This is a genomic window from Nonomuraea basaltis (genome assembly GCF_005893125.1).
GTDB classification, from domain to species: Bacteria; Actinomycetota; Actinomycetes; order Streptosporangiales; family Streptosporangiaceae; genus Nonomuraea; species Nonomuraea basaltis.
Window position 1 is genome coordinate 83,727 of sequence record NZ_VCJS01000019.1, and the last position, 21,916, is coordinate 105,642.

Here is a 21,916-nt window from a genome sequence, read left to right on the forward strand (position 1 = left end):
GGGCGCTGCCGGGCAGGGGTCAGGGCTCGCGGGCGGTGGCGAGCGCGCCGTCGGCCGTCAGGCGGGTGAGCCAGTCCAGCAGGAGCGCGCGCAGGGTCCGATCGCTCGGCAGGTCCTCGCCGAAGACCTCCGCCAGCCCCAGCAGCCGATCCACCACCTCCCCAGGCGGGGCATCGGGCATGCGCAGCCGCCCCGCCAGCGGATCCATGACCGTCAGCGGGGTGCCGTCGTCGGCCCGGGCGGCGGAGACGTACCGCATCCAGGCGGCCACCCCCAGCGCCGCCCACCGCGGCTCGGCGCCCCGGGCGAGGCGGTCGCGGATCACCGGGAGCAGCCGCTGGGGCAGCTTGTGGGTGCCGTCGGCGGCCACCTGCGCGATCGGGTGCCGCAGTGCCGGGTTGGACAGCCGGGACAGCAAGCGTTCCCGGTAGCCGTCCAGATCCACCCCGGGCGGCGGCACGAGCGTGGGCCCGGCGTCGAGCCCCAGATAGCGGCGGCCGGCCTCGGCGAGCTCCGGCCGCGCCATCGCGCCGGCGATCGTGCCGAGGCCCGCGAGCGCACCCAGGTAGGCCAGCACCGAGTGGACGCCGTTGAGCAGACGCAGCTTCATCGTCTCGTACGGCTCCACGTCCGGTGTGATCACCGCCCCCGCCCGCTCCCACGGAGGCCGGCGGGCGGCGAACGCGTCCTCGATCACCCACTGCCGGAACGGCTCGGTCGCCAGCGCCGCCCGGTCCTCGACGCCGAGCAGCCGCGCGGCGTCGGCCCTGTCGGCGTCCGTGGGCGCGGGCACGATCCGATCCACCATGGCGGACGGGAAGGCGACGTTGCCGTCGCGGATCCAGGAGAGCAGGGCCTCGTCGCGGGCCAGTTCGCAGAATTCGGTCACCAGCCCGCCCAGCAGCCGGCCGCCGCCCGCGAGGTTGTCGCAGCAGATGACGGTCACCGGCCCGGCGCCGGCGGCGCGACGCGCACGCAGCCCGGCCACCAGCCGCCCCACCGGCGTGAGAGGCGGGCGGCCGGCCAGGTCCGCGGCCACGTCGGGGTCCTTCGCGCTCAGCCGCCCGGTGGCCGGGTCGTGCCGGTAGCCGGATTCGGTCACGGTCATGGTGACCACCCGCACCCCGGGATCGGCGATCCTCGCGATCCCGTTCTCGGGGCCGACGGCGTCCGTCAGCATGCCGCACACCCGGATCGAGGCGTGCTCGCCGCGAGCTCCGTCGCGTTCGAGCACCGAGTACAGCAGGTCCTGCGCCGACAGCAGCTCGGCCGCGGCCATGCTGCGCATCGTCACCCCGCACACACCGAACGCGGGATCGCCGGCGTCCTCGGTGTAGAGCGCCTGGTGGGCCCGGTGGAAGGCGCCGAGGCCCAGGTGCACGATCCCGGTACGCAGGTCGCCCCGCCCGATGCGGGGCCTGGCCGCCGCCGGGATCGCGGGCAGCGCCGCCACCGACAGCCGCATCAGTACCCAAGGTGCCGGCCGCCGTCGCCCACCAGCACCTCCCCCGTCACCATGTCCGACTCCAGCAGCGCGGTCACCGTCTGGGCGACGTGCTCGGGCTGGGCGGTGCGCCGCAGCGGCGCCTTGGCCTCCTCCCGCGCCACCATCTCGGCGAAACCCTGCTCCCCCACCCGGTCGATGTGCCAGCGGGTCGCCACGATGCCGGGCGCGACCGCGTTCACCCGGACCTCGGGCCCGAGCGCGACCGCCAGATCGCGGGTGAGGTGGAGCAGGGCCGCCTTGCTGACCCCGTACGCCATCGAGGAGCCCGTGGCGAGGAGCCCCGCGATGGAGGAGACGTTGACGATGGCGCCGCGGGCGGCCCGCAGGTCTGGGGCGAAGGCGCGGGCGCAGTAGAAGGGGCCCATGAGGTTGACGCCCATGACCTGCTTCCACACCTCGTCGGTGAGCCCCTCCAGATCCGGGAACGGCACCCACTTGGTCATTCCCGCGTTGCACACCAGCGCGTCCACGCGCCCGTACCTGTCGCGCACGCGCCCGGCCATGCGGCGCACGGCGGCGTCATCGGACACGTCGGCGGCCATGGCCTCGGCCTTGCACCCGAGGTCCGCCAGGCGGGCGACGGTCGCCTGGGCCTCCGACGCGGAGCGCGAGTAGTTGACGACCACGGCCGCGGCGCCCTTCCTGGCCAGGCTCTCCGCGACGGCGGCGCCGATGCCGGTGCCGCCGCCGGTGACCACGGCGACCGTACCGTTGATGTCCATGCCTTGCTCCCTCACTCCTCCACCAGAGGTCTCCGCAGCGGGTCGAAGGCCGCGATGTCCATGTCCTTGCTCTCGCGCGAGGCCCAGAACGCCCCGAACGAGATCATCGCGGTCAGGATGAGGAACGCCGCCACCAGCCACGGCTCCCCGTCCAGCCGCGCCGCGAGCGCCGCGCCGATCAGCGGGGAGAACCCGGCCAGCGCCGCGCCCAGCTCGCGCGAGGCGGCGAACCCCGTGTAGCGCACCCGCGCGCCGAACAGCTCGGCGTAGAACACCGGCTGCACGGCCACCTGCGGCGCGAACCCGAACGCCCCCATGATCATCATCGCCAGCCACACCACCCCGGTCACGCCGGTGTCGACCATGAGGAAGTACGGGTACGCGAAGACCGCCACGAACACCACGCTGAACAGGTTGAGCGGCCGCCGCCCCACCCGGTCGGACAGATGCCCGTAGATCGGCTGGAGCACGATGACGGTCAGCCCGAAGAGGATCACGCCGAGCAGCGCCGTCCGGTTCGACAGGCCGAGCTCGCCGGCGGCGTACGCGACGCTGAACGTGGCCAGCGTGTAGACCACGGCCGTGTCGCAGATGTGCGCCCCGACGCCGACGATGAAGTTGCGCGGGTAGCGGGCGATCGCGTCCCTGATCGGCAGCCGGACGATCTCCCGGGTCCGCTCCATCTCGCGGAACACCGGCGACTCGGCCACCCGCAGCCGCACGTACAGGGCCACTCCGATCAGCGCGAAGCTCACCAGGAACGGCAGCCGCCAGCCCCAGGCGAGGAAGTCCTCCTCCGGCATGAGCTGGACCAGCAGGAACGCCGAGGTGCCGAGCACGAGACCGATCTGCACCCCGGTCTGGGCGTAGGAGGCGTAATAGCCGCGCCGGCCCGGCGGGGCGTGCTCGGCCAGCAGCGTGGCCGCGCCGCCGAACTCCGCGCCCGCGCCCAGGCCCTGGCAGACCCGCAGCAGCGTGAGCAGGATCGGCGCCGCCACGCCGATGGCGGGGTAGGTGGGCAGCAGGCCGATCAGCCCGGTGGACAGGCCCATGATGACCGTCGTGATGATCAGGGTGGACCGGCGGCCGATCTTGTCGCCGAGGTGGCCGAAGAGGACGCCGCCGAACGGCCGTACCACGAAGCCGACGCCGAACGTCGCGAAGGCGGCGATCGTGCCCGCGGCCGGGTCGGCGTCGGTGAAGAACAGGCGGTTGAAGACGAGAGCGGCGGCGGTTCCGTAGATGAAGAAGTCGTACCATTCCAGGGCGGTGCCGACGAGGGCGCCCAGGACGACGCGCTTTAACTCGGGTGTGGCGGACATCTAACCTCCAGGGGGCGTGTCAGTCCACGGAACGCCGAGCCGCGAGGCGAGCGCCGCCAGCTCCGCCCACACCAGTGCGGGCACCGGGATGCCCTCCTTCAGCCGCGTCCCGCGCGCGACCGCCTCGGGCTCCCCCGGAACGACCACACCGGGGCCGGCGGCGCGCAGGGCCACGCAGAAGGACTCGACCTGGGCGACGTACGTCTCCAAGGGGACGAAGGCGGAGATGTCGACCGCCGTGATCACCGTGCCGAACGTGCCGTCGTACTCCGGTGAGCAGGCGGTTCCGGTGCCCGTGAGCAGGCCGCCGACCAGCTCGATGAGGACGCTCAGGCCATAGCCTTTGTGGCCGCCGAACGGCAACAGCGCCCCGCCCCGGTACAAGTCGGCCGGGTCGGTGGACGCGCGGCCCTCGGGGTCCACGAGCACCCCTTCCGGCGCGGGCGAGCCGGCGGCGCGCAGGAGGCCCAGCTTGCCCTCGGCCATGGCGGCGGTCGCCCAGTCCATGACCACGGCCGTGCCGCCGGCCCGCGGCACGGCCCAGGCCATGGGGTTGGTGCCGAGCATCCTGCGGTGCCCGCCGTACGGGGCGACGGTCGGGTCCGCGTTGCCCACGACCTGCGCGATCAGGCCCTGCTCGGCCAGCGTCCCGGCGTACTCGCCGAGCCTGCCGACGTGGTTGCACTCCCTGATCGCGACGACGCCGGTGCCGTGCTCCCGGGCGAGCCGCGCCGCCTCGGCGGCGGCCAGCCGGGCGGCGGCCTGCCCGAAGCCCCGCCGCCCGGAAACGACGGCGGTGGCACCGCGCCGCGAGACCACCTCGGGCCGCGCGACCGGCACGATCACACCCGCCTCGATCCTCTCGAGGTACGGCATGATCCGCCGCACGCCGTGCGAGCCGTGCCCGGCGAGGTCCGCCTCCACGAGGGACTCCGCGACCGTCGCGGCGATGTCGCCGGGGACGCCCGCCGCGACCAGCAGCTCCCTGGCCAGGTCGCGGAGCCGGCCGTCGGCGATGAGGCGGGGGGATGCGTTCACGGGCCACCTGTCCCCATTGTTAGGACTGCGTTCCGTGTGCGCGCTTATGCCCCGCTCCACGCCCGCCCAAACGGATCTCCGGAAAGGGCTTACCGGCCTAGCTCGCGGGCCGTGGCGGTGGTCATCCCGGTACGGCCGAGGTCGGCGCGCCGGCCGGCGGCGACGCCGTCGCGGTAGCCGGTTCCGCTGGTGCGGGGCACGCTCATCCGGATGGTGGGATAGTGTGCCGCCACCGCGCGCTCCACCTCGGCGCGGCGGTCGGCCAGGACGAGCGCGGCACCCGTGCCGGCGGACTCGGACTCTGCGCGGGACTCCGCCTCACACAGCAGGCGATACACCTCGTCGGTGAACCCCAGCAGCCACGACCGCCGGTAGGCCCGCACGGCCGTGACCCCGTCGGGGAGCCGTACGCGGGCCAGCCCCGAGGCCATCTGCAGTAGCAGCGAGGTGGCCAGCAGGTCGGCGCGCTCCAGGTCGGCGGCGAACCCGAACACGTGCACCCGCTGCCCGCCGTCCCCCCGCCCGATGAGCAGCGGCCGGCACCGCACGGCCTGCGCGACCAGGCTGACGAGGCGGGCCTTCTCCCTGGCCCACGGGTTGGGCAGGGTGACGATCCGGTCGCCGGGCACCTGCCGGGCGCCGGCGGGCGGGAGCGAGTCGATGCCGTGCTTGGCCATGAGCGCCGACGCGGCGGCCATGAACGTGGCCCGCTCGTGTTCGTTGTCGGTGCGTTCGGCCTTGGCCAGGAGTTTCCTGACGCGTTCGAGCGTGCGCTCCCGCAAACGTGCTCCCGGTGGTGCTCAGTGCTTGGTCAGCACCCTCCCGTCGGCCCCGATGACGGGGAAGGCGCCGGTGTCGACGATGCCGTGCTGGTGGTACAGCGCCTCGATGAGGGCGTGCGCCTGCGGCTCCAGCTTCCACAGGGCACGATACTCGCGCGCCGTGGCCAGCGAGATCCCGATCTCGTGGGCGATGTCGACGGTACGCGGCACGATGCCCTTGGCGATCTGCCGGTCCCAGTACTCGCGGGCGGCCCGCATCAGCGCCGCGCGCTCGGCGGTGGAGACGACCTGCGGGGTGGTGTCGAACACCTCGACGTCCTCGTCCTCGTCATCCACGAGCTCGACCAGCGCGGACGGCAGCGCCGGGCGGGCGGGCACCGGGTGGTGGTCGGCCTGGGGCTCCCACGGCACGCGCGGGTCGGCGTCGATGAGCGCGGAGGTGTTGTAGAGCGCGGCGATCTGGGCCAGCAGCGCCTCCTGGCGGGCCGGGTCGACGGCCAGCCCGGTGTGCTCGACGGCCTGGTCCATGGCCTTGTCGAGCTTGGCCAGCGCGGCGCGCGTCTTGCGCTCGGAGGCGCCGCCCTCGCGCAGCGCCTTGGCCCGCTTGGCGGCCAGCGCGACCCGGGTGAGCCTGCGGTGGGCGTCGACCTCGCTCGCCGTACGATCGCTGACCTCGGCGATACCGAGCCTGACCATCAGCCGCTCCGGGGTGAGCCGCCAGTTGATGCGCCCGGTGCCGCGGATGCGGTGACGCTCGATGGCCATGCCGCGCTCCCACAGCCACGCGGCCACCAGGGGCGCGGCCAGCCTGAACACCGCCTCGGGCAGGCTGCGCGCGTCCATGCTGGACAGCACGGCGGTCAGGCAGGTCAGCGCCCACACGGCGATGCCGTCGATCCCGGCGGAGAAGTTCTCGCGCATGTTGCGGCGGGCGCGGACGGCCGACGTGATGATCGCGACCTCGATGAACGCGAACAGCAGCAGGCGCAGTGGCCCGTCGAGCCCCAGCACGTCGCCCGAGAAGCGCCACATGCCCTGCGCGGACACGCCTGTGGCGATGGACGCGGCCACGACGGTCAGCACGTCCTCAATGGGGCGCTGGGCGACGTACCTGGCGAACAGCCAGGAGACGGCCCGCCAGGCGATCCTGATCACTAAGAACGCGAGCGCCAGCCCGGCCAGGCCGAGCAGCGCGATGACAGCGGTGGCGAGCGGCTTCTCGACGACGAAAGCTGCTATTTCCTCGAATGTCGGCATCAGTCACTATCCGTGATGGCTCTAACTCCGGCTCTATGCGACGAGATCATCGCAGACTGTCGCCATCTTGTACGCCAAACGCCATCTGCTGCCCCACTTTGCCCGTGTTTCCCACCATCAACTCTGTCGTACGGCCGTCTTGAGGGTTACAGGCGCCATCCGAGGCCGCCCCAGGACGGCCGGAATGGCCGCCGTCACGCTGGTCAGCTCATGGGCCGAGATGTAGATTCGTCCTTTCGGAGGGCGACCGAACGCCGCTCCGGATGGGACCATCTATCGAGGGATTTATCCCAACATGGTGAGATGTATCCCAGCAGGACGGATATCGATGTCAGACAATCAGTTCCCGCTCGTCCAGTTCATGCGCGACGGGTTCGACCCGGTGGGCGAGCTCGGACGCATCCGCGCCGAGCACCCGGTCTTCCCGATGGAGATCCCCGGTGACCAGACCGTGTACCTGGTCACCCGCTGGGACGACGTACGCGCGGTGCTCGGCGACCATGAGCGTTTCAGCAACGACTTCGCCGGCGTGATCGGCCTGGGCTCCAACCAGGAGGACCCGGGCGGCCTGGGTTTCCGCGACCCGCCCGAGCACACGCGGCTGCGCCGGTTCCTGACGCCCGAGTTCACCATGCGGCGCCTGCGCAGGCTGGAGCCGCGCATCGAGGCCATCGTGGCGGAGGCCCTCGACCGCATCGAGGCCAAGGGTGCCGAGAGCATGCCGGTCGACCTCTTCCAGGAGTTCGCGCTGCCCATCCCGTCCCTGGTGGTGTGCGAGCTGCTGGGCGTCCCGTACGACGACCGCGCCGACTTCGTGAAGATCAGCAAGGACCGCTTCGACTTCACGGCCGGGCCCGAGGCGTCGCTGCAGGCGATCAACGACGCGATGACGTACCTGACGGACCTGGTGGCGAGGGAGCGGCAGAACCCCGGCGAGGGCCTTCTGGGCCAGCTGCTGCGCGACCACGGGGACGAGCTGGACGACCGCACGCTCGCCAGCATGGCCGACGGCCTGCTGACCGGCGGGCACGACACCAGCACCAGCATGCTCGCCCTGGGCTCGCTGTGGCTGCTGCGGAACCCGGAGCAGGCCGCGAAGGTGCGTGAGGTCGATGGGTACGTCAACGACGTGGTCGAGGAGCTGCTGCGCTACATGACCGTCGTGCAGGTGGCCTTCCCCCGCTTCGCGCGCGACGACCTGGAGCTGCACGGGGTGACGATCAAGAAGGGCGAGCTGGTGCTGTGCTCGCTGGTCGGCGCCAACCGGGACCCGGCGGCCATGGGCGCGGACGTGGACGAGGTGCGGCCGGGCCGGGAGGCCTCGCACCTGGCGTTCGGCCACGGCATCCACCGCTGCATCGGCGCGCCGCTGGCGCAGATGGAGATGCGCATCGCCTTCCGCGCCCTGCTGCGCCGCTTCCCCACGCTGCAGGTGGCGGGCGAGGTGCCGTTCCGGGAGCTGGCCATCGTGTACGGGGTCAAAGAGCTACCCGTCGCCTGGTAGAGCGGTTACGTTCACAGTGTGAGCGAGCCTGTCATCGACCTGGCCAGGATCAGCGCCGTCGTGTTCGACACCGACGGGGTGGTCACCGACACCGCCCGGGGGCACGCGGCCGCCTGGAAGCACGTCTTCGACGTGTTCCTGCGCGGCCGCTCGGCGCCGTTCGACATCCGCGACGACTACCTGCGCCACGTGGACGGGCGGCCGCGGCTCGACGGCATCCGCACGTTCCTGGCCTCGCGCGGCATCACGCTGCCCGAGGGCTCTGCGGACGACGAGCCGGGCGCGCCCACGGTGCACGGGCTCGGCCTGGCCAAGGACCGCAGCTTCATGGCGCAGGTGGACAAGTACGGGGTGGCCGCGTTCCCCGCCACGGTGTCCCTCCTGCACGAGCTGCGCCGGCGCGGCGCCCGTACGGCGGCCGTCTCCGCCAGCCTGCACGGCCGCAAGCTGGTGAACTCGGCGGGCGTCACGTACCTGTTCGACCTGCTGGTCGACGGCAACGACGCGGCGCTGATGAACCTGCCGGGCAAACCCGATCCCGCCCTGTTCCTGGAGGCGGCCCGCCGCATGGACCTGCCCGCCGCCAAGGTCGCGGTGGTGGACGCGGCGCTGCCCGGGATCGAGGCCGGCAAGAAGGGCGGGTTCGGACTCGTGGTGGGTGTCGTCAGGGACGGCGGCGGCCCGGCCGAGCTCCACGCGCGCGGCGCCGATGTCGTGGTGTCCGACCTGGGCGAGATCGAGGTGCGCGGCAGGGTCCTACCCTTGAGCACGTGACCGTTCTCATCGACCCACCCGACTGGCCGGGGCCGCGCGGCCTGATGTGGTCGCACCTGGTCAGCGATCACTCGCTGGAGGAGCTGCACGACTTCGCGGCCCGGCTCGGGGCACCCGGGCGGGCGTTCGACCGGGATCATTACGACGTGCCGGAGACCGTGCACGCGCGGGCGGTGTCGCTGGGGGCGGAGGCGGTCAGCTCGCGGGAGCTCTTACGGCGTCTCATCGCCGCCGGGCTGCGCCGCCGCAAGCGCCACTCACCACGCTGAGGCGCCGCCGCCCATCGCGCTGAACACCACGCCCTCGCAAGCGCCACCCACCGCGCTGAGGCCCCGCCGCCCATCGCGCTGAGCTACGCCTTCGCAGGCGCCGCTCACCGCGCCGGGGCGGGTCCCTGCAGGATCGCCAGCTCGGCCGTCATGTTGGCGCGGGCCGGTTCCTCCCACAGCTCGCGCGCCCTGGCGGTCCGGTAGAGGCGCGGCGTGGCCAGCAGGCGGCGCAGCACCTCGGCGCGGCCCTTCCTGAACAGTTCGCCGGGCACGTGGGCGTACTCCTGGCGGATGGCGGCGGCATAGGCCTCGTAGCCGGGGCCGCCCAGCACGGCCAGGTCGGCATCGCACAGGACGGCGCCGTTGGCGTCGCCGTCGGCCAGGGTGTCGTGGGCGGCGGTGAGGCGTACGAGCCTGGCGACCTCGGCGATCCGGGCCGCGGGCACGCCGCAGCGGGGCAGCCTGGACTGGGCCAGCTGGGCGCTGCGCTCCTCGTCCCAGCCCGGCCTCCCGTCGTAGACGGCGTCGTGGAACCAGGCGGCCAGCCGCACCGCGGCCAGGTCGTCGGCCTCGCCGGCGAGGTGCGCGGCGGCGTCGAGGACGGCGGCCAGGTGGTCGAGGGTGTGGTAGCGGCGGTGCGGCTCGGCCCAGCGGGCGATCAGCTCGGCACCGACGGCACGCGAGGCGGCCGAGTCGCCGGCGAGCACGATCCAGTCGCCCGCGAGCGCGCTCTTGCGGGCCGCATCGCCCGCCACCGCGCCGCCCGAGCCCGCCACCGCACCGCCCGGCGCGTCGCCGGGGAGGATGGTCTGGTCGTCGATCATCACCCCACCGTACGCGCCGACGGCATTTGATAGCGTCCTGGGCATCGACACGGCACCGAAGGACCCCAGGCGCCTGCCCCGGTGGCGGGAGCTGCGGGAGGTGCTGCCCGGGCGGCCCCGGCTGTCCAGGGCGCAGAAGCTCGCGGACGCCGCCGACATCGCCGATCTCCGGCTGCTGGCCAGGAGGCGGGCGCCGCGGATGGTGTTCGACTATGTGGACGGTGCCGCCGAGGGCGAGCGGTCGATGGCCAGGGCGGTTGAGGCGTTCGAGCGGGTGGAGTTCAGCCCGCGGGTGCTGCGGGACGTGGCCGAGGCCCCTACCGCGGTCGAGATCCTGGGCCGGCGGATCGCGATGCCGGTCGTGCTCGGGCCCACCGGGTTCACCAGGATGATGCATCGCGAGGGCGAGCGGGCCGTGGCCAGGGCGGCGGAGCGGGCGGGCGTGCCGTACACGCTGTCCACGATGGGCACCACGACGGCCGGGGACGTGGCGAAGGCGGCCCCCGGTGGGTGGAACTGGTTCCAGTTGTACGTCGTCCGTGACCGCGTCCGCAGCCTGGAGATGCTGTCCCTGGCGCGGGACGCGGGCATGGACGTGCTGGTGGTGACCGTGGACGTGCCGGTGGCCGGGGCGCGGCTGCGCGACGTGCGGCACGGCCTGACGATCCCGCCGGCGCTGCGCTGGCGCAGCGTGCTGCAGGCGGCGCGGCATCCGGCGTGGTGGTTCGACTTCCTGACCAGCGAGCCGCTGAGGTTCGCCACCGTGGAGGGCGCGCCCGGCGACCTGGCGGGGATCACCAACCTGATGTTCGACCCGTCGATGACGATCAAGGACCTGGAGTGGATCCGGTCGGCGTGGCAGGGACCGCTGCTGGTCAAGGGCGTGCAGCGGGTGGACGACGCCAAGGACCTGGCCGCCGTCGGGGTGGACGGCCTGGTCGTGTCCAACCACGGCGGGCGGCAGCTCGACCGCTCCCCCACGCCGCTGGAGCTGCTGCCCGAGGTGGTGGACGCCGTGGGCGACCGCACGGAGGTCTTCCTGGACGGGGGCGTCCGCAGCGGGGCCGATGTGGCCGCCGCGGTCGCGCTGGGCGCCAGGGCGTGCTTCATCGGCAGGGCCTACCTCTACGGGCTGATGGCCGGGGGCGAGCAGGGGGTGACCCGGGCGCTGGACCTGATACGCGCCGAGCTCGGCCGGACGCTGCAACTGCTCGGCGTGGGCGGCGTCGGCAGCCTGGACCGCGACTCCGTGCGCCTCCGATAAGACGCCCGCCGGCCTTCCACGAGCGGATGCGCGCGAGCGGCCTCGGGCCGGCGGCTGACCAAGACCCGCCATTTATTGTCAGATGGGACGGTATTTGGCCGGTGCTGTCGCCGCTCTGCTCCTTCACACGGGGACCTGGTCCTCGCCCGGAAAGGAGAGCGCGATGGCAACCGGAGAATTTCAAGTGATGAAGGTGCCGGCTGAGCAGCTGGCCGGGGTTCTTCACGGTCAGGTTGTCGATCCGGGCGCGCAGCCCACCGACGTGGTGCGGCGCGGCGAGGGTTGGACCGTGGATGTGAGCTGGGAGGTCACGGGTGAGCTGGTCGACTGGCTGGCCGGCCGCTGGCAGTTGGAGATCATCGCTGATCTGCTGGGAGGAGGCGAGACGCGGCATCCGTCGCCCCCGGTGGAGATGACCTTCACCCCTGGCTCGGGCCGATATACCGCCTCCGTCCCGATGCGTGGCCAGCTCGCCCCCGGCACCTATGACCTCGTGGTCAACCTCACCACCACGACCGCCGCCGGCACCGCGGGGGCGCTCGGCGGGTTCGTGGTGATCAGCAAGGTCGTGGTCAAGGAGTGACGCCGCACCGGGCTCATCAGCTCAGCGCAGGCGGCGCTCCAGCAGCAGCGCCCCGCGGCCCGCCAGCAGCGACGCGCACCACTCGCGCAGGTCCGCCGGCTTGGGCCCGCTCACCTCGCCACCGTCCAGCAGGTCTGCCCAGTCCAGCAGGGACTCGGCGAGCATGAGCGGCACCTCGCGCCGCTCGTGCACCTCGGCGGCCGCCTCGAAGTGCTCGGCGGCGCGCCGCGGGTCGCCCATCGTCACGCACAGGTGGGCCAGGTAGTGGTGCCCGCAGTGGTGCGCCACGGTCCCGTGCCCGAACGTCTCCCCGTCGGAGGCCAGCGAGTCGTACAGCCGCCCGGCCAGCTCCGCCCGCCCCAGCCGGCTGGCGGCCACGGCCAGGTTGTCCAGTGCGGGCCGGTGCGCCATGTTCCGCGGCGGCACCATGCCCTGGCCGGCCAGGATGCGCTCCAGCAGTGGGCCGGCTCCCTCGTCGTCCAGCTCGCACAGGTAGCGCAGCACCGCGTGCACGGGGTCCACGCGGGGCGCTTGGGCGGCGCGGCGCAGCCGGTCGCGCAGCTCCCACAGCCGCCCCTGGAGCCGGCGGATCTCGGCGATCTGCTCGGCGTAGATGACCACGGCCTCCAGGCGGCGGCCGATCTCGGAGCCGAGCCGCAGGGCCGCCGTCGCCTCCGCCTCGGCCTGTGCCAGGTCGCCCTGCATCAGGGTCAGGCCGGCCTTGGAGTAGCCGATCAGCCAGTGCAGGTGCGGCTGCGCCAGCCGGTGTGCCAGCTCGTCGGCCTGGTCGAGCAGCGTCGCCGCCCGGGCCGCATCGCCGCTGTCGAGCACCGGCGGGGTGCGCTGCACGTACGCGTGGAACAGCGCCAGGTCGTCGCCCGTCCTGCGGGCCGCCTCCAGCATCTCGTCGCCGTCGCGGTGCCTCTGGTGCAGCGGGTCGGCGGGGATGATGGTCAGGCTGCGCAGGCACAGCACGAGGGCGAGCGTGCGCGGGTCGCCCGACTTGCGGGCCAGGGCCACCGCCTCGTCGCTCAGCGCGAAGCGCCGCTCTCCGTCGGGGGCCCAGATCAGCTCGGCGGCGAGGTGGGCCGCCAGCAGCGCCCTGGTGCTCACGTCGGTGGAGTCGACCAGCCGCCTGGCCTCGGTCAGCAAGGCGATGCGTTGCGGGTCGGGCGCGGCCGCGACGCTGGTGAAGGCGCGGTCACCGCCGAGCGCCGCCGTGACGATCAGGTCGCCGCGCTCGCACTCCCTGGCCAGATCGGCCGCCGCCACCAGGGTCGGCCGGGCGTCCGGGTGGCCCGCCAGCCACATCGCCCGGCCGCACTCCATCAGCAGCTCCGCGCGCCGCTCCAGGTCGGCGCCGGGGAAGTCCTTCAGCAGCTCCAGCACCCGCTGGTACCAGGTGACCGCCTCGCGGTGCGCCAGCCCGGCCAGGGCGTGCTGCGCCGCGCGCACCGCCGCGTCCGCGGCCGCGCTCACCCGGGCCGGGTCGCGGCCGTGCTCGGCGGCGGCCAGCAGGTGAGCGGCCACGACGTACGGCCGCGACTCCATGGCCTTCGGGTCCGCCAGGCACAGCGCGTCGGCGACCTTCCCGTGCAGCAGCCCGGCACGCGGCGTGGAGAGCGTGGCGTAGAGGGCGTTCCTGGTCAGCTCGTGGGAGAACTGGCAGGTGGCGCCGTTCGACATGGTGACCAGGCCGGCGCCCATCGCCTCCTCCACCGCGGCCACGAAGCGGGCCTCGTCGAGGCCGAGGCCGAGCCGCAGCTCCGCGGACTCCATCCGCTCGCCCACGGCCAGCAGGCTGACCAGGTCTCTGGCGTCCGGGTGGAGCTGCGCCAGCCGGGCCAGCACCATCCTGGTGACCGAGTCGGGCACGGTCAGCGCGTCCAGGTCCTTGCCCGCGGCCACCTCCCTGGCCACCTCGCTGATCAGGAACGCGTTGCCGCCCGTGATCCGGTGCAGCAGCGCGGCGTCGCCGCCGGGGCGGACCTCCGCCAGCACGTCGGCGACCTCGTCGAGGCCGAACGACGAGACCTGGACGACGCGGCCGTCGGCGGTCAGCTTGTGCAGCTCCGGCATGGCCGACTCGACCGGCACCGGCCGCGACGTGGCCAGGATGAGCAGCGGCATGGCGTCGGCGTCGTACATGAGGGCGTGCAGCATCTGCAGCGACTCCAGCGTCGCCCACTGCAGGTCGTCGATCACCAGCAGCACCGGCCGCACGGTGGTCAGGCGCTCGATCAGGGTGCGCGCCGCCGCCATCAGGTGGTAGCGCTCCGACACCGGCTCGGTGGCCGGCGGCACCTGCAGCGACAGCGGCGGCGCGCCGAGCGACGGCGCCAGCCGGACGAGCTGGCCGCACTGCTGGTCGACCCCGGCCCGCAGCAGCAGCGCGGGCGAGGTGCGGGCCAGCCGCTCCACCGCGCCGGCGAACGGCTCGTACGCCTGCCGCGCCGGATCCGTGCACCGCCCCGCCAGCACCGTGAACTGCCGCTTGAGCGCCTGCCTGGCCACCATGGACGCCATCCGCGTCTTGCCCACCCCGGGGTCGCCCTCGAGGATCACCAGCCCGCTGCCGAACTCGGCCGCCGCCAGGTCCCCGTCCAGCGCCCGAAGCTCCTCTTCCCTGCCGACGAACGACAGCACGTGGCCGTTGTCCAGCCACGTGGGCAGCCCGCCGCTCTGGTGGTGGTCGGCGTTCTGCCAGTGCAGCTCGTACGTGTGCATCGGCTCGCGCAGCCCCTTGCCCGGCAGCCGCCCCAGGTCCTTGAACTCGTGCCGGCTCCGCCCCTGCGCCAGCCGCCGCACCAGGTCGGTGCAGAGCACCTGGCCGCCCTCGGCGACGGCGACCAGCCGGGCCGCCTCCACCGTCGGAAGCCCGCTGACGTCGTCGTGCCCCCAGCACACGTCGCCGGCGGCGAGCGCGGCCTTGATGGAGATCTTCTCCAGCGCCCGCTCGTTCTCGTCGGCCACCGCCTGCTCCACCGCGATGATCGCGTCAAGCCCCGCGGTCGCCGAGTCGAACACGGCCATCAGCCCGTCGCCCAGGCTCTTGGTGAACGTCGAGCCGCTCGTCGTCACCACGGAGTGGAGCAGCTGGTAGAGGCGGCGGAACACCACGTTGGCGCGCTCCTCGCCGAGCCTGATCCGCAGCGCGGTGGAGCTCACCACGTCGGTGAACAGGATCGTCGCCGTCGTGAGCGTGCCCGGATCGTGTGGAGCGGTCACGCGACCAGCCCCTTCCGCGCGGGCGCTCGCACCTTCTGCCGGACGGTGGCACGCAGCTCGCGCGTCTTCACGGCGGTCTTCGACTGCCTGATCCGCCACGCGCGGGCCAGCTCGCCGGGGATCCGGAACGCCGCCTGCCCGCCGGAGTGGCGGTCGATCAGGGCGACCACGATGTGCCGCCCGGCCCTGCGCATCAGCCAGCGGACCACACCGTCGACCGGCCGGCCCAGCCACGGGCGCCGGTGCGCCGCCCGCGCCGCGCTGAACAGGGCGGTGAACCACCAGGCGGCCGGCGGCACGCCGAGCAGCTCCGGCACCCGGTCGGCCCCGTGGGCGGCGTCGCGGAAGACCCAGTGCACCAGGCTGCGCGGCAGCTTGCGCCACCCCAGGTGCATGAACTCCTCCATCTCCTCCAGAAGCCTGGCCATCAGCCGGCGGCCCTCATCGCTGGACTCGTAGAGACGGCCCAGGCGCTCGCTGACCGGGTCGACGTCGTCGAGCGTGAGCGGCCGCTCCCGGCACGCCTCCACGCCCATGAGGTGGCCGAACACGCTCCACGTGTAGAGGTGGGCGGCGCGCTGGTCGTCCGTCAGCACCACGCCCATGCTCTCCAGAGCCTCCCACGTCACCACGGAGAAGTCGAAGATGGTGGCCAGCAGGAGCTCCTGGTTGACGGGCGGCCCGAACCGCTCGGTGTCCCAGTGGTCGCCGAAGCGCTCGTCGACGAGGGCGCGCACGAACGAGTGCAGGATGCGCAGCCCGATCGCCGTGGTGTGGCCGGGGCCGCCGGGCCGCAGGCTGCCGGTCGCCTTCAGTCCCATGACGTCGACCAGCATCTGCCCGGTCTCCGCCACCCGGCGGGTGAGGCTGTGCGTGGCCAGGTTGGACACGCCGGCCAGCACCTTGGCGCTGGACACCTCGACGTACGCCATCGGCAGGCACTTGCAGAACAGCGCGGCCGACTGGTAGAGCCCGTAGTCGGCGAACACGGCCTGGCCCTTGGCCAGCAGCTCGGTGTCGTCGCCCCAGCCGGGCAGGTGTTTGGCGAAGTCGAGGGCGTCGAAGATGGTGGAGGCGGGCGGCTCGCCCGAGGGCGCCCTGGCCTCCCGCTTGGCCCGCCCCAGCTCCTCGACGACGGCCTTCACCAGCTCCAGCGGCCCGCTCCCGTCGGGCTGCTCCTTCAGATAGCGGGCCACCACCTCGTCGATGTCCGGGTCCGCCATCTGCCTGAGGTGCCGGAACCTCTCTTCCGGCCAGCGCTCATTGGCGCCGTTGCGATCGTTCATGTGCCCCGTACTCCAGATTCGGTCAGAGACCGCCCCGCTTGCGCAGGGCGGCGACATCCAGCAGCGTGATCGTCCGGCCCTCGATGGCGATGAGCTCCCGCGACACGAGTGACTGCAGCGCGCGGTTCACCGCCGGCCGGGTCGCGCCGATCAGCGCGGCGAGGTCCGACTGCGTCAGCCCGGGCAGGTCCACCACGCCCTGCGTCCCGCCGCTCTTGTCGGCCAGCTGCAGCAGCAGCTTGGCCAGCCGCCCGCCCAGGTCGAGGAAGGCCAGGTCGGCCGCCTGGCCGGTGAGCCTGCGCACCATGTGCCCGAGCAGGCGCAGGAACTCGTCGGCCAGGCCGGGATGCTCCCGCATCAGCTCCAGCAGCCGCGCTCTGGGCAGCGCGAACACCCACGCCGGCCGCACGGTGACGATCGAGGCCGAGCGCGGCGAGCCGTCCAGCAGCGCCATTTCGCCGAACGTGTCGCCGCGGGTCAGCATGTTGAGCACGATCTCGTCGCCGTGCTCCGTGGTGAACACCACCTTCACCAGGCCGTCCAGCAGCACGTAGAGAGACTCCCCCGGGTCCCCCTGGTGGAAGATGATCTGCCCGGACCGGTATCTCCGCGCGTGCCCGGCCCGCGCCGTGCTCTGGATGCCGCTCTCTCCGAGTACGCGGAACAGGGGGATCTCCGCCAGCACGGCGGCGACCGGCCGGACGTCGTGTGGAACCCCGCTGCGCCCGCTCATGAAAGAACTTTAGGCCGCAATCGGCGCCCGGGCAGTATGCGGTAAGCGATCTTTCGTATGTCGCGAATGTGACGAGGAACACACCGGGACTGTCATGTCCGGAACAGACCGCGCGGATCCTCAGGCGGACCGTAGGGGTGCCGGCCGGAAATGGCCCCCCGAGTACCCGGACCGGCAGGGAGACGGACATGCAGTTGGATACCATCGAACGCCTCGACACGGGCGCGCTGGTGTCTGCCGCGCAGGACGGCGACGCCGGAGCCTGGAAGCGGCTGGTCGAGGAGTTCACCCCCATGCTGAGGGCGCGCATCCGCCGCTTCAGGCTCAGCCACGAGGACGCCCAGGACGTGCTGCAGACCACCTGGCTGCTGGCCTGGCAGAACCTCAAGAGCGTGACCGACGGGCAGCGGATGGCCGGTTGGCTGGCCACGATCGCCTTCCGCGAGTGCCTGAAGCTGACCAAGAGAACGAAGGAGATCTGCACCCCCGACCTGGACACGCTGGGCAGCACGGATGACGTGGACAGGGAACTGGCCAGGATCTGGCTGGCCGGCACGCTCGCCGAGCTGGTCGAGGAGCTGCCGGACGCGCAGCGGGTCCTGTTCAGGGCGCTCACGGAAACCTCCGAGCCGCACTACGTGGACGTGGCACGCAGGCTGGGCAGGCCGGTCGGGAGCATCGGGCCCACCCGAGCCCGCTGTTTCGCGAAGCTACGCGGGCTCCTCCAGGCCCGCGAGATCACCAGGGACTTCCTGGACTGACTTACTCGGCCGGCGTGTCAAGCAGGATCGCCTCCAGGAACGGCTCGAAGTCGAAGTGCGCCATCTCGTACGCGTCCGGGTCGGTCTCGGCCGGGTAGCGGTAGACCTTGCGCCGGATGGCGGGCAGGTCGGGGTTGCTCTTGAACAGGTCGCTGATGGCCTCGGGCACCAGTCCCCGTTTCATCTCCTCCGCGAGCCCGTCGGCGACCTTCTTGTCGAAGGGGACGTCGTAGAGCGCGCCCACATGCTGGTAGACGCGGAAATAGCTGACGATGAAGCGCATGCGGTCGGGGTAGGAGACCCAGTCGGCGACCCCGGCCATGGACGCTTCCTGGTCCTCGGTGATGAACTCCTCGGCCAGCTTGCGCACGCGCTCGTTCTGGATCGGCGCCCACACCTTCGCCAGGTCCACGCCCTCGGGCGCGGTGAGCGGTCTGCCGACCTTGATGTCGCTCAGCGGCGTGCGCACGTAGAACAGGTGGCGGGTGTAGAGCGAGGCCCACAGCTCCTCGAGTTTGCGGGTCAGCCACGGCTGGTCCTCGTGCCGGGCGCTGTAGAGGCGGAACCGGGGGAAGGGGCGGCGGGTCGCCAGGGAGCGCAGCGACCGCCACGACACCCGGGTCAGCCACCTGACGGGCCGGTAGAGCACCAGTTCCAGGGCTTTCTGCGCACGTTTCTGCTCGTACGCCGACAGCGCGATGTTGGCCCCCAGCATCAGCTCCGCCCGGACGGCCGGGTCGGTGGCCTGCTTCGCCTCATGCAGCAGCTGCGCGGCCTCCTTCAGGTAGCGGGCGTCGGCCTTCTCCAGCAGGTCCGTCAGGAACTCCGGCGGCGTCGGCGTCAGCTCCGACTCCGGGCTCACCTTCAGGAACCGGTCAGGCGTGTCGTTCCACAGGTTGACCGCGAGGCTGGCCGTCTCCAGGAAGATGGCGCGGTTGGCGAGCGCGAGCCCGAGCTGGTAGCTGGGGCCCAGCAGGGTCAGCAACGTCGCGCGAAACAGCCGCCGCAAGCGGCGCGGCACCCGGAACCGGCGCCCGAAGTCCTCGATGAAGGGCGAGTCGGGGGTGAGGTCGAGGCTCTCGCCCACCGCCTTGGAGGTCCACGTGGCGTAGCAGTACCAGTTGTTGGACTCCTTGCCGAGATGCTCGGCCAGGTCGCCGGCGACGCGGTGGTAGCTGTAGGCGATGACCATCGCCTCGAGTGCCGGACTCCGGTCCTTGTAGGCCGCGATGCGCAGCACGTCGTCCGCGGTCATCGGAGTGTCGGACATGGGGTCTCCCGTTTGCTGGTCCCGTCGCCTCAAGGAGTAAGAGTGTCTCCAGGGGCGTCAGATACAGGCCGGCGGCCGGCTTTGCCTCCCCGTGACCACCGGACCGGCCTCGAGCGTAGAAGGGGTCGCTTGCGACCGGCTTGCAGGATGCCGGGCGGCGAAGTGACCACGGGTGTCACGCGATCGCGGCGCGACGCGGCCTCATCTCACAGGGCGAGGGTCTGGCCTGCCTCGATGGCCTCGCGGACGCTCCTGGCCAGGGTCTCCTCCAGCGCGTCGCCGTGGGCGGTGAGCGCGCCGATCCCCTCGGCGTCGTCCGTGTGGGCCAGCAGCTCGCGGTACTTGTCGTTGTTCCCCAGCGCTTCGCGCGCTCTCAGGGCGGCGTCCGCCTCCTGGACCCGGCGGGCGTACTGCTCCAGGCCCTCGACCCTGGCCGTCACGGCGGCGACCGAGCGATCCAGCGCGTCCTGCTGGGGCCGCAACACGGCCAGCAGCTCCGGCGTCACCACGCCCCGGCGGGCGCGGCGCTGCTCTTCCTGCAGCTCCGTCTGCATCCGCAGCAGCCTCGCGATCTCCCAGATCTGGCTGGGCAGCAGCACCTCGTTGGCCAGGTCGTCCAGCAGGCGCCGGCGCATGACCTCCGACCGGTAGACGATCGCGACGGCGCGCCTGGCGCGCTCCAGAAGGGCCCGCGCGGGCGGGGAGAGCTCGGCGACGACCACGAACCTGTCCCGGTACGGCGAGCTCGGGACGTCCCGGGCGAGCCTGGGGATGAAGCAGTCGAGGACGGCCAGGCGCTCCGCGCCGGTCAGCGCCGGGTCGATGACGAGGTCGACCGTGCGCCTGACCTGGAACCTCTCCTGGGCCAGCAGGCGCGCCTCCTCCGCGGTGAGGGCTCTGCGGCGGGTCACGTCGTGCGCGAGGACGAAGCCGCACAGGGCGATGGGGGCGAGCAGCACGGCGACGACCGCGGCGGCGGGTCCGAGCCGCACGTAGAGGGTGACTCCGGTGACGAGGACCGCGGAGCAGACCGAGATCGTCGCCAGCGCCCAGCCGCAGCCTCTGGCCACGCCGTCCCTCCTCGAAGCGAGTTCCGAAGTGCCCTGAGAGTCACAATAGCCGCCACTTTCGCGGGGATCACGACTTTTGCGATGAGTGTCGCGATCGGCGCTGGGCGCTCCCCGAGCGTCCCGCGTACGTCACCGCAGGTACGAGGCGCCGTTCAGGTCGAGCACGGCCCCGCTGGCCCATTCGGCGGCCGGCGAGGCCAGGTACAGGACGGCCGCGGCGATCTCCTCAGGCCGCGCCACCCGCCCGAACGGGCTCTGCGCCCGGATCGCGTCCCCGCGCGGCGCCTTGAGGTGCTCGTTCGTCATGTCGGTCTCGACGAAGCCCGGCGCCACGGTGGCGACGGCGATGCCGTGCGGCGCGAGCGCGACGGCCAGGGACTGGCCCAGGGCGTTCAGGCCGGCCTTGCTGGCGCCGTAGGCCGGGCTGTCCGGCTCGCCGCGGAAGGCGCCGCGCGAGGAGACGTTGACGATCCGGCCGCCGGCGGGCATGTGCTTGAGCGCGCACCAGATGACGTTGGCCGCGCCCACGAGGTTGACGTCGAGAGTCCGCCGCCAGGCGGCCTGCCACTCCTCGTAGGTCAGCTCGGTGACGGGGTGGTGGAGGAAGACGCCGGCGTTGTTGACGAGGACGTCGATCCGGCCGAGCGCCTCCGCGGCCGCGCCGGCCATGCGCCGCACGTCCTCGGGGTCGGCCAGGTCACCCTGGACGACGGCGTGGCCCTGCCCCGGCAGCGCGCCGAGCAGGCTGTGCGCCTCGTCGGCCGAGTCGCGGTGGTGGACCGCCACCCGGTCCCCCTGGCCGGCGAACGCCGCCGCGATCGCGCGCCCGATCCCTCTCGACGCGCCGGTGACGAGTACTCCACGTCCGCTCATCCGCCGCACACTAGCAGCGGTCTAGAACGTCCCCGAGCGGCGCATGCCCGGTGGCCGGCCGTCGGGGTCGATGGCCAGCCGGTAGAGGGGCAGGGCCAGCAGCTTCTGGAAGCGGGACAGGCTCGGGGCCGGGTGGGGCCGCAGCCGCCCCGGCGGGCGCGGCCCCGTGCGGCCGCCCCGGTGCCAGTCCTCCAGCCGGGACGCGGACCGCGCGAACGCGTCGAAGGCGGCGACCGGGTCGCACAGCGCGTCGCGCTCGTCCTCGGGCAGGTCGAGGTGCTCGGCCATGAGCGCCAGGCGCAGGTCGCGGGCGTATCTGAGCGCGCCGTGGGGCGGTCGGGGGTCCTCGTGCTCGTCGAGGACCGCGCAGCTGAGCTCGGAGTCGTACGTCCAGGAGCGCAGGTTGACGTTGTCGGAGCCGACCGCGGCCCAGACGTCGTCCACCACGCAGGCCTTGGCGTGGACGTAGATCGGGGTGCCGTGGTGGTTCTCCAGGTCGTAGACGGCGGCCCGGTCGCCGCTTGCGCTCCGCAACCTGTTCAGCGCGTCGGCGCGGCCGATCAGGCTGGCGGGCGCGGCCAGCCGCCCGTCCTGGTCGGGGTGGCGGGGCACGACGACGATCATGCGCAGGCCGGGGTAGCGCTCCAGGGCCTGGGCGAACGGCTCGATCACGTCCGTGGACCACAGGTACTGGTCCTCTAGGTAGATCAGCGAGCGGGCGCGGGCCAGCACCTTGCGGTAGGCGTGCGCGATGCTGCGCTCACCGTGGGGGGCGAACGGGTAGCCGCGGCGCCTGGCCGGGTACGTGCGCAGCAGCTGCACGGTGTGGTGGCCGGCGCGGGGCGGGGG

General features: G+C 72.8%; 20 protein-coding genes. 6 read left to right on the top strand and 14 right to left on the bottom strand.

The window, feature by feature from the left end:
* Window positions 1-19: 19 nt before the first annotated feature.
* The 6 genes from EJK15_RS11925 to EJK15_RS11950 form a co-directional block, all read right to left on the bottom strand.
* Window positions 20-1,465 (bottom strand): mannitol dehydrogenase family protein, encoded by a 1,446-nt coding sequence (locus tag EJK15_RS11925; RefSeq protein WP_138710443.1) that lies wholly within the window; start codon window positions 1,463-1,465, stop codon window positions 20-22.
* Window positions 1,465-2,229: an SDR family NAD(P)-dependent oxidoreductase gene (locus EJK15_RS11930; RefSeq protein ID WP_138710444.1), complete on the bottom strand. Its 765-nt coding sequence runs from the start codon at window positions 2,227-2,229 to the stop codon at window positions 1,465-1,467. Before EJK15_RS11930 ends, EJK15_RS11925 begins: the two co-directional genes overlap by 1 nt.
* Before the next feature lie 11 nt (window positions 2,230-2,240).
* Entirely contained in the window at window positions 2,241-3,551 is a 1,311-nt protein-coding gene (locus tag EJK15_RS11935; protein WP_138710445.1) for an MFS transporter, read from the bottom strand.
* Entirely contained in the window at window positions 3,552-4,589 is a 1,038-nt protein-coding gene (locus EJK15_RS11940) for an Ldh family oxidoreductase (protein ID WP_171074247.1), read from the bottom strand.
* 89 nt (window positions 4,590-4,678) lie between these two features.
* The gene (locus EJK15_RS11945; protein WP_138710447.1) at window positions 4,679-5,371 is read right to left on the bottom strand and encodes a DUF2786 domain-containing protein; all 693 of its coding nucleotides are present in this window, start codon (window positions 5,369-5,371) and stop codon (window positions 4,679-4,681) included.
* An 18-nt stretch (window positions 5,372-5,389) separates the two neighbouring features.
* Window positions 5,390-6,628 (bottom strand): hypothetical protein, encoded by a 1,239-nt coding sequence (locus tag EJK15_RS11950; RefSeq protein WP_138710448.1) that lies wholly within the window; start codon window positions 6,626-6,628, stop codon window positions 5,390-5,392.
* Window positions 6,629-6,956: 328 nt separating this feature from the next.
* Between EJK15_RS11950 and EJK15_RS11955 the strand changes: the two genes are divergently transcribed.
* From EJK15_RS11955 to EJK15_RS11965, 3 genes are read left to right on the top strand one after another with little or no spacing between them, the layout of a single operon-like run.
* Entirely contained in the window at window positions 6,957-8,132 is a 1,176-nt protein-coding gene (locus EJK15_RS11955) for a cytochrome P450 (RefSeq protein WP_138710449.1), read from the top strand.
* An 18-nt stretch (window positions 8,133-8,150) separates the two neighbouring features.
* The gene (locus tag EJK15_RS11960) at window positions 8,151-8,906 is read left to right on the top strand and encodes an HAD family hydrolase (protein ID WP_138710450.1); all 756 of its coding nucleotides are present in this window, start codon (window positions 8,151-8,153) and stop codon (window positions 8,904-8,906) included.
* Window positions 8,903-9,175: a DUF4031 domain-containing protein gene (locus tag EJK15_RS11965; protein ID WP_138710451.1), complete on the top strand. Its 273-nt coding sequence runs from the start codon at window positions 8,903-8,905 to the stop codon at window positions 9,173-9,175. Before EJK15_RS11960 ends, EJK15_RS11965 begins: the two co-directional genes overlap by 4 nt.
* Window positions 9,176-9,279: 104 nt before the next feature.
* On the opposite strand, the gene EJK15_RS11970 is transcribed toward EJK15_RS11965, so the two are convergent.
* The gene (locus EJK15_RS11970; protein ID WP_240776914.1) at window positions 9,280-9,999 is read right to left on the bottom strand and encodes an HD domain-containing protein; all 720 of its coding nucleotides are present in this window, start codon (window positions 9,997-9,999) and stop codon (window positions 9,280-9,282) included.
* Here EJK15_RS11970 and EJK15_RS11975 point away from each other — a divergent pair.
* Window positions 9,980-11,263, top strand: coding sequence for an alpha-hydroxy acid oxidase (locus EJK15_RS11975; RefSeq protein ID WP_138710452.1), 1,284 nt, complete (start codon window positions 9,980-9,982; stop codon window positions 11,261-11,263). The genes EJK15_RS11970 and EJK15_RS11975 overlap by 20 nt on opposite strands.
* Before the next feature lie 163 nt (window positions 11,264-11,426).
* Entirely contained in the window at window positions 11,427-11,846 is a 420-nt protein-coding gene (locus EJK15_RS11980) for a hypothetical protein (protein WP_138710453.1), read from the top strand.
* 21 nt (window positions 11,847-11,867) lie between these two features.
* Here the strand turns inward: EJK15_RS11980 and EJK15_RS11985 are convergent, their stop codons facing one another.
* Genes EJK15_RS11985 through EJK15_RS11990 form a run of 3 tightly spaced genes read right to left on the bottom strand, consistent with a single transcriptional unit; the run spans window position 11,868 to window position 17,093 of the window.
* Window positions 11,868-15,074, bottom strand: coding sequence for an ATP-binding protein (locus tag EJK15_RS11985; RefSeq protein WP_171074248.1), 3,207 nt, complete (start codon window positions 15,072-15,074; stop codon window positions 11,868-11,870).
* Window positions 15,071-16,360, bottom strand: coding sequence for an oxygenase MpaB family protein (locus EJK15_RS70450; protein WP_171074249.1), 1,290 nt, complete (start codon window positions 16,358-16,360; stop codon window positions 15,071-15,073). Before EJK15_RS70450 ends, EJK15_RS11985 begins: the two co-directional genes overlap by 4 nt.
* A 22-nt stretch (window positions 16,361-16,382) precedes the next feature.
* On the bottom strand, window positions 16,383-17,093 hold the full coding sequence (locus EJK15_RS11990; RefSeq protein WP_138710455.1) for a Crp/Fnr family transcriptional regulator: 711 nt from the start codon (window positions 17,091-17,093) through the stop codon (window positions 16,383-16,385).
* Between the two features lie 188 nt (window positions 17,094-17,281).
* Here EJK15_RS11990 and EJK15_RS11995 point away from each other — a divergent pair, with 188 nt between their 5' ends.
* Window positions 17,282-17,854, top strand: a complete 573-nt coding sequence (locus EJK15_RS11995) for an RNA polymerase sigma factor (protein ID WP_138710456.1) — start codon at window positions 17,282-17,284, stop codon at window positions 17,852-17,854.
* Between the two features lies 1 nt (window position 17,855).
* Here EJK15_RS11995 and EJK15_RS12000 read toward each other — a convergent pair whose 3' ends face one another.
* The 4 genes from EJK15_RS12000 to EJK15_RS12015 form a co-directional block, all read right to left on the bottom strand.
* Window positions 17,856-19,124 (bottom strand): hypothetical protein, encoded by a 1,269-nt coding sequence (locus EJK15_RS12000; protein ID WP_138710457.1) that lies wholly within the window; start codon window positions 19,122-19,124, stop codon window positions 17,856-17,858.
* Between the two features lie 206 nt (window positions 19,125-19,330).
* Window positions 19,331-20,194 (bottom strand): hypothetical protein, encoded by an 864-nt coding sequence (locus EJK15_RS12005; RefSeq protein ID WP_138710458.1) that lies wholly within the window; start codon window positions 20,192-20,194, stop codon window positions 19,331-19,333.
* Between the two features lie 129 nt (window positions 20,195-20,323).
* On the bottom strand, window positions 20,324-21,067 hold the full coding sequence (locus tag EJK15_RS12010) for an SDR family NAD(P)-dependent oxidoreductase (protein WP_138710459.1): 744 nt from the start codon (window positions 21,065-21,067) through the stop codon (window positions 20,324-20,326).
* A 21-nt stretch (window positions 21,068-21,088) separates the two neighbouring features.
* Window positions 21,089-21,916 (bottom strand): phospholipase D-like domain-containing protein (locus EJK15_RS12015; RefSeq protein WP_338089863.1); only part of this gene is annotated, 828 nt, incomplete at its 5' end.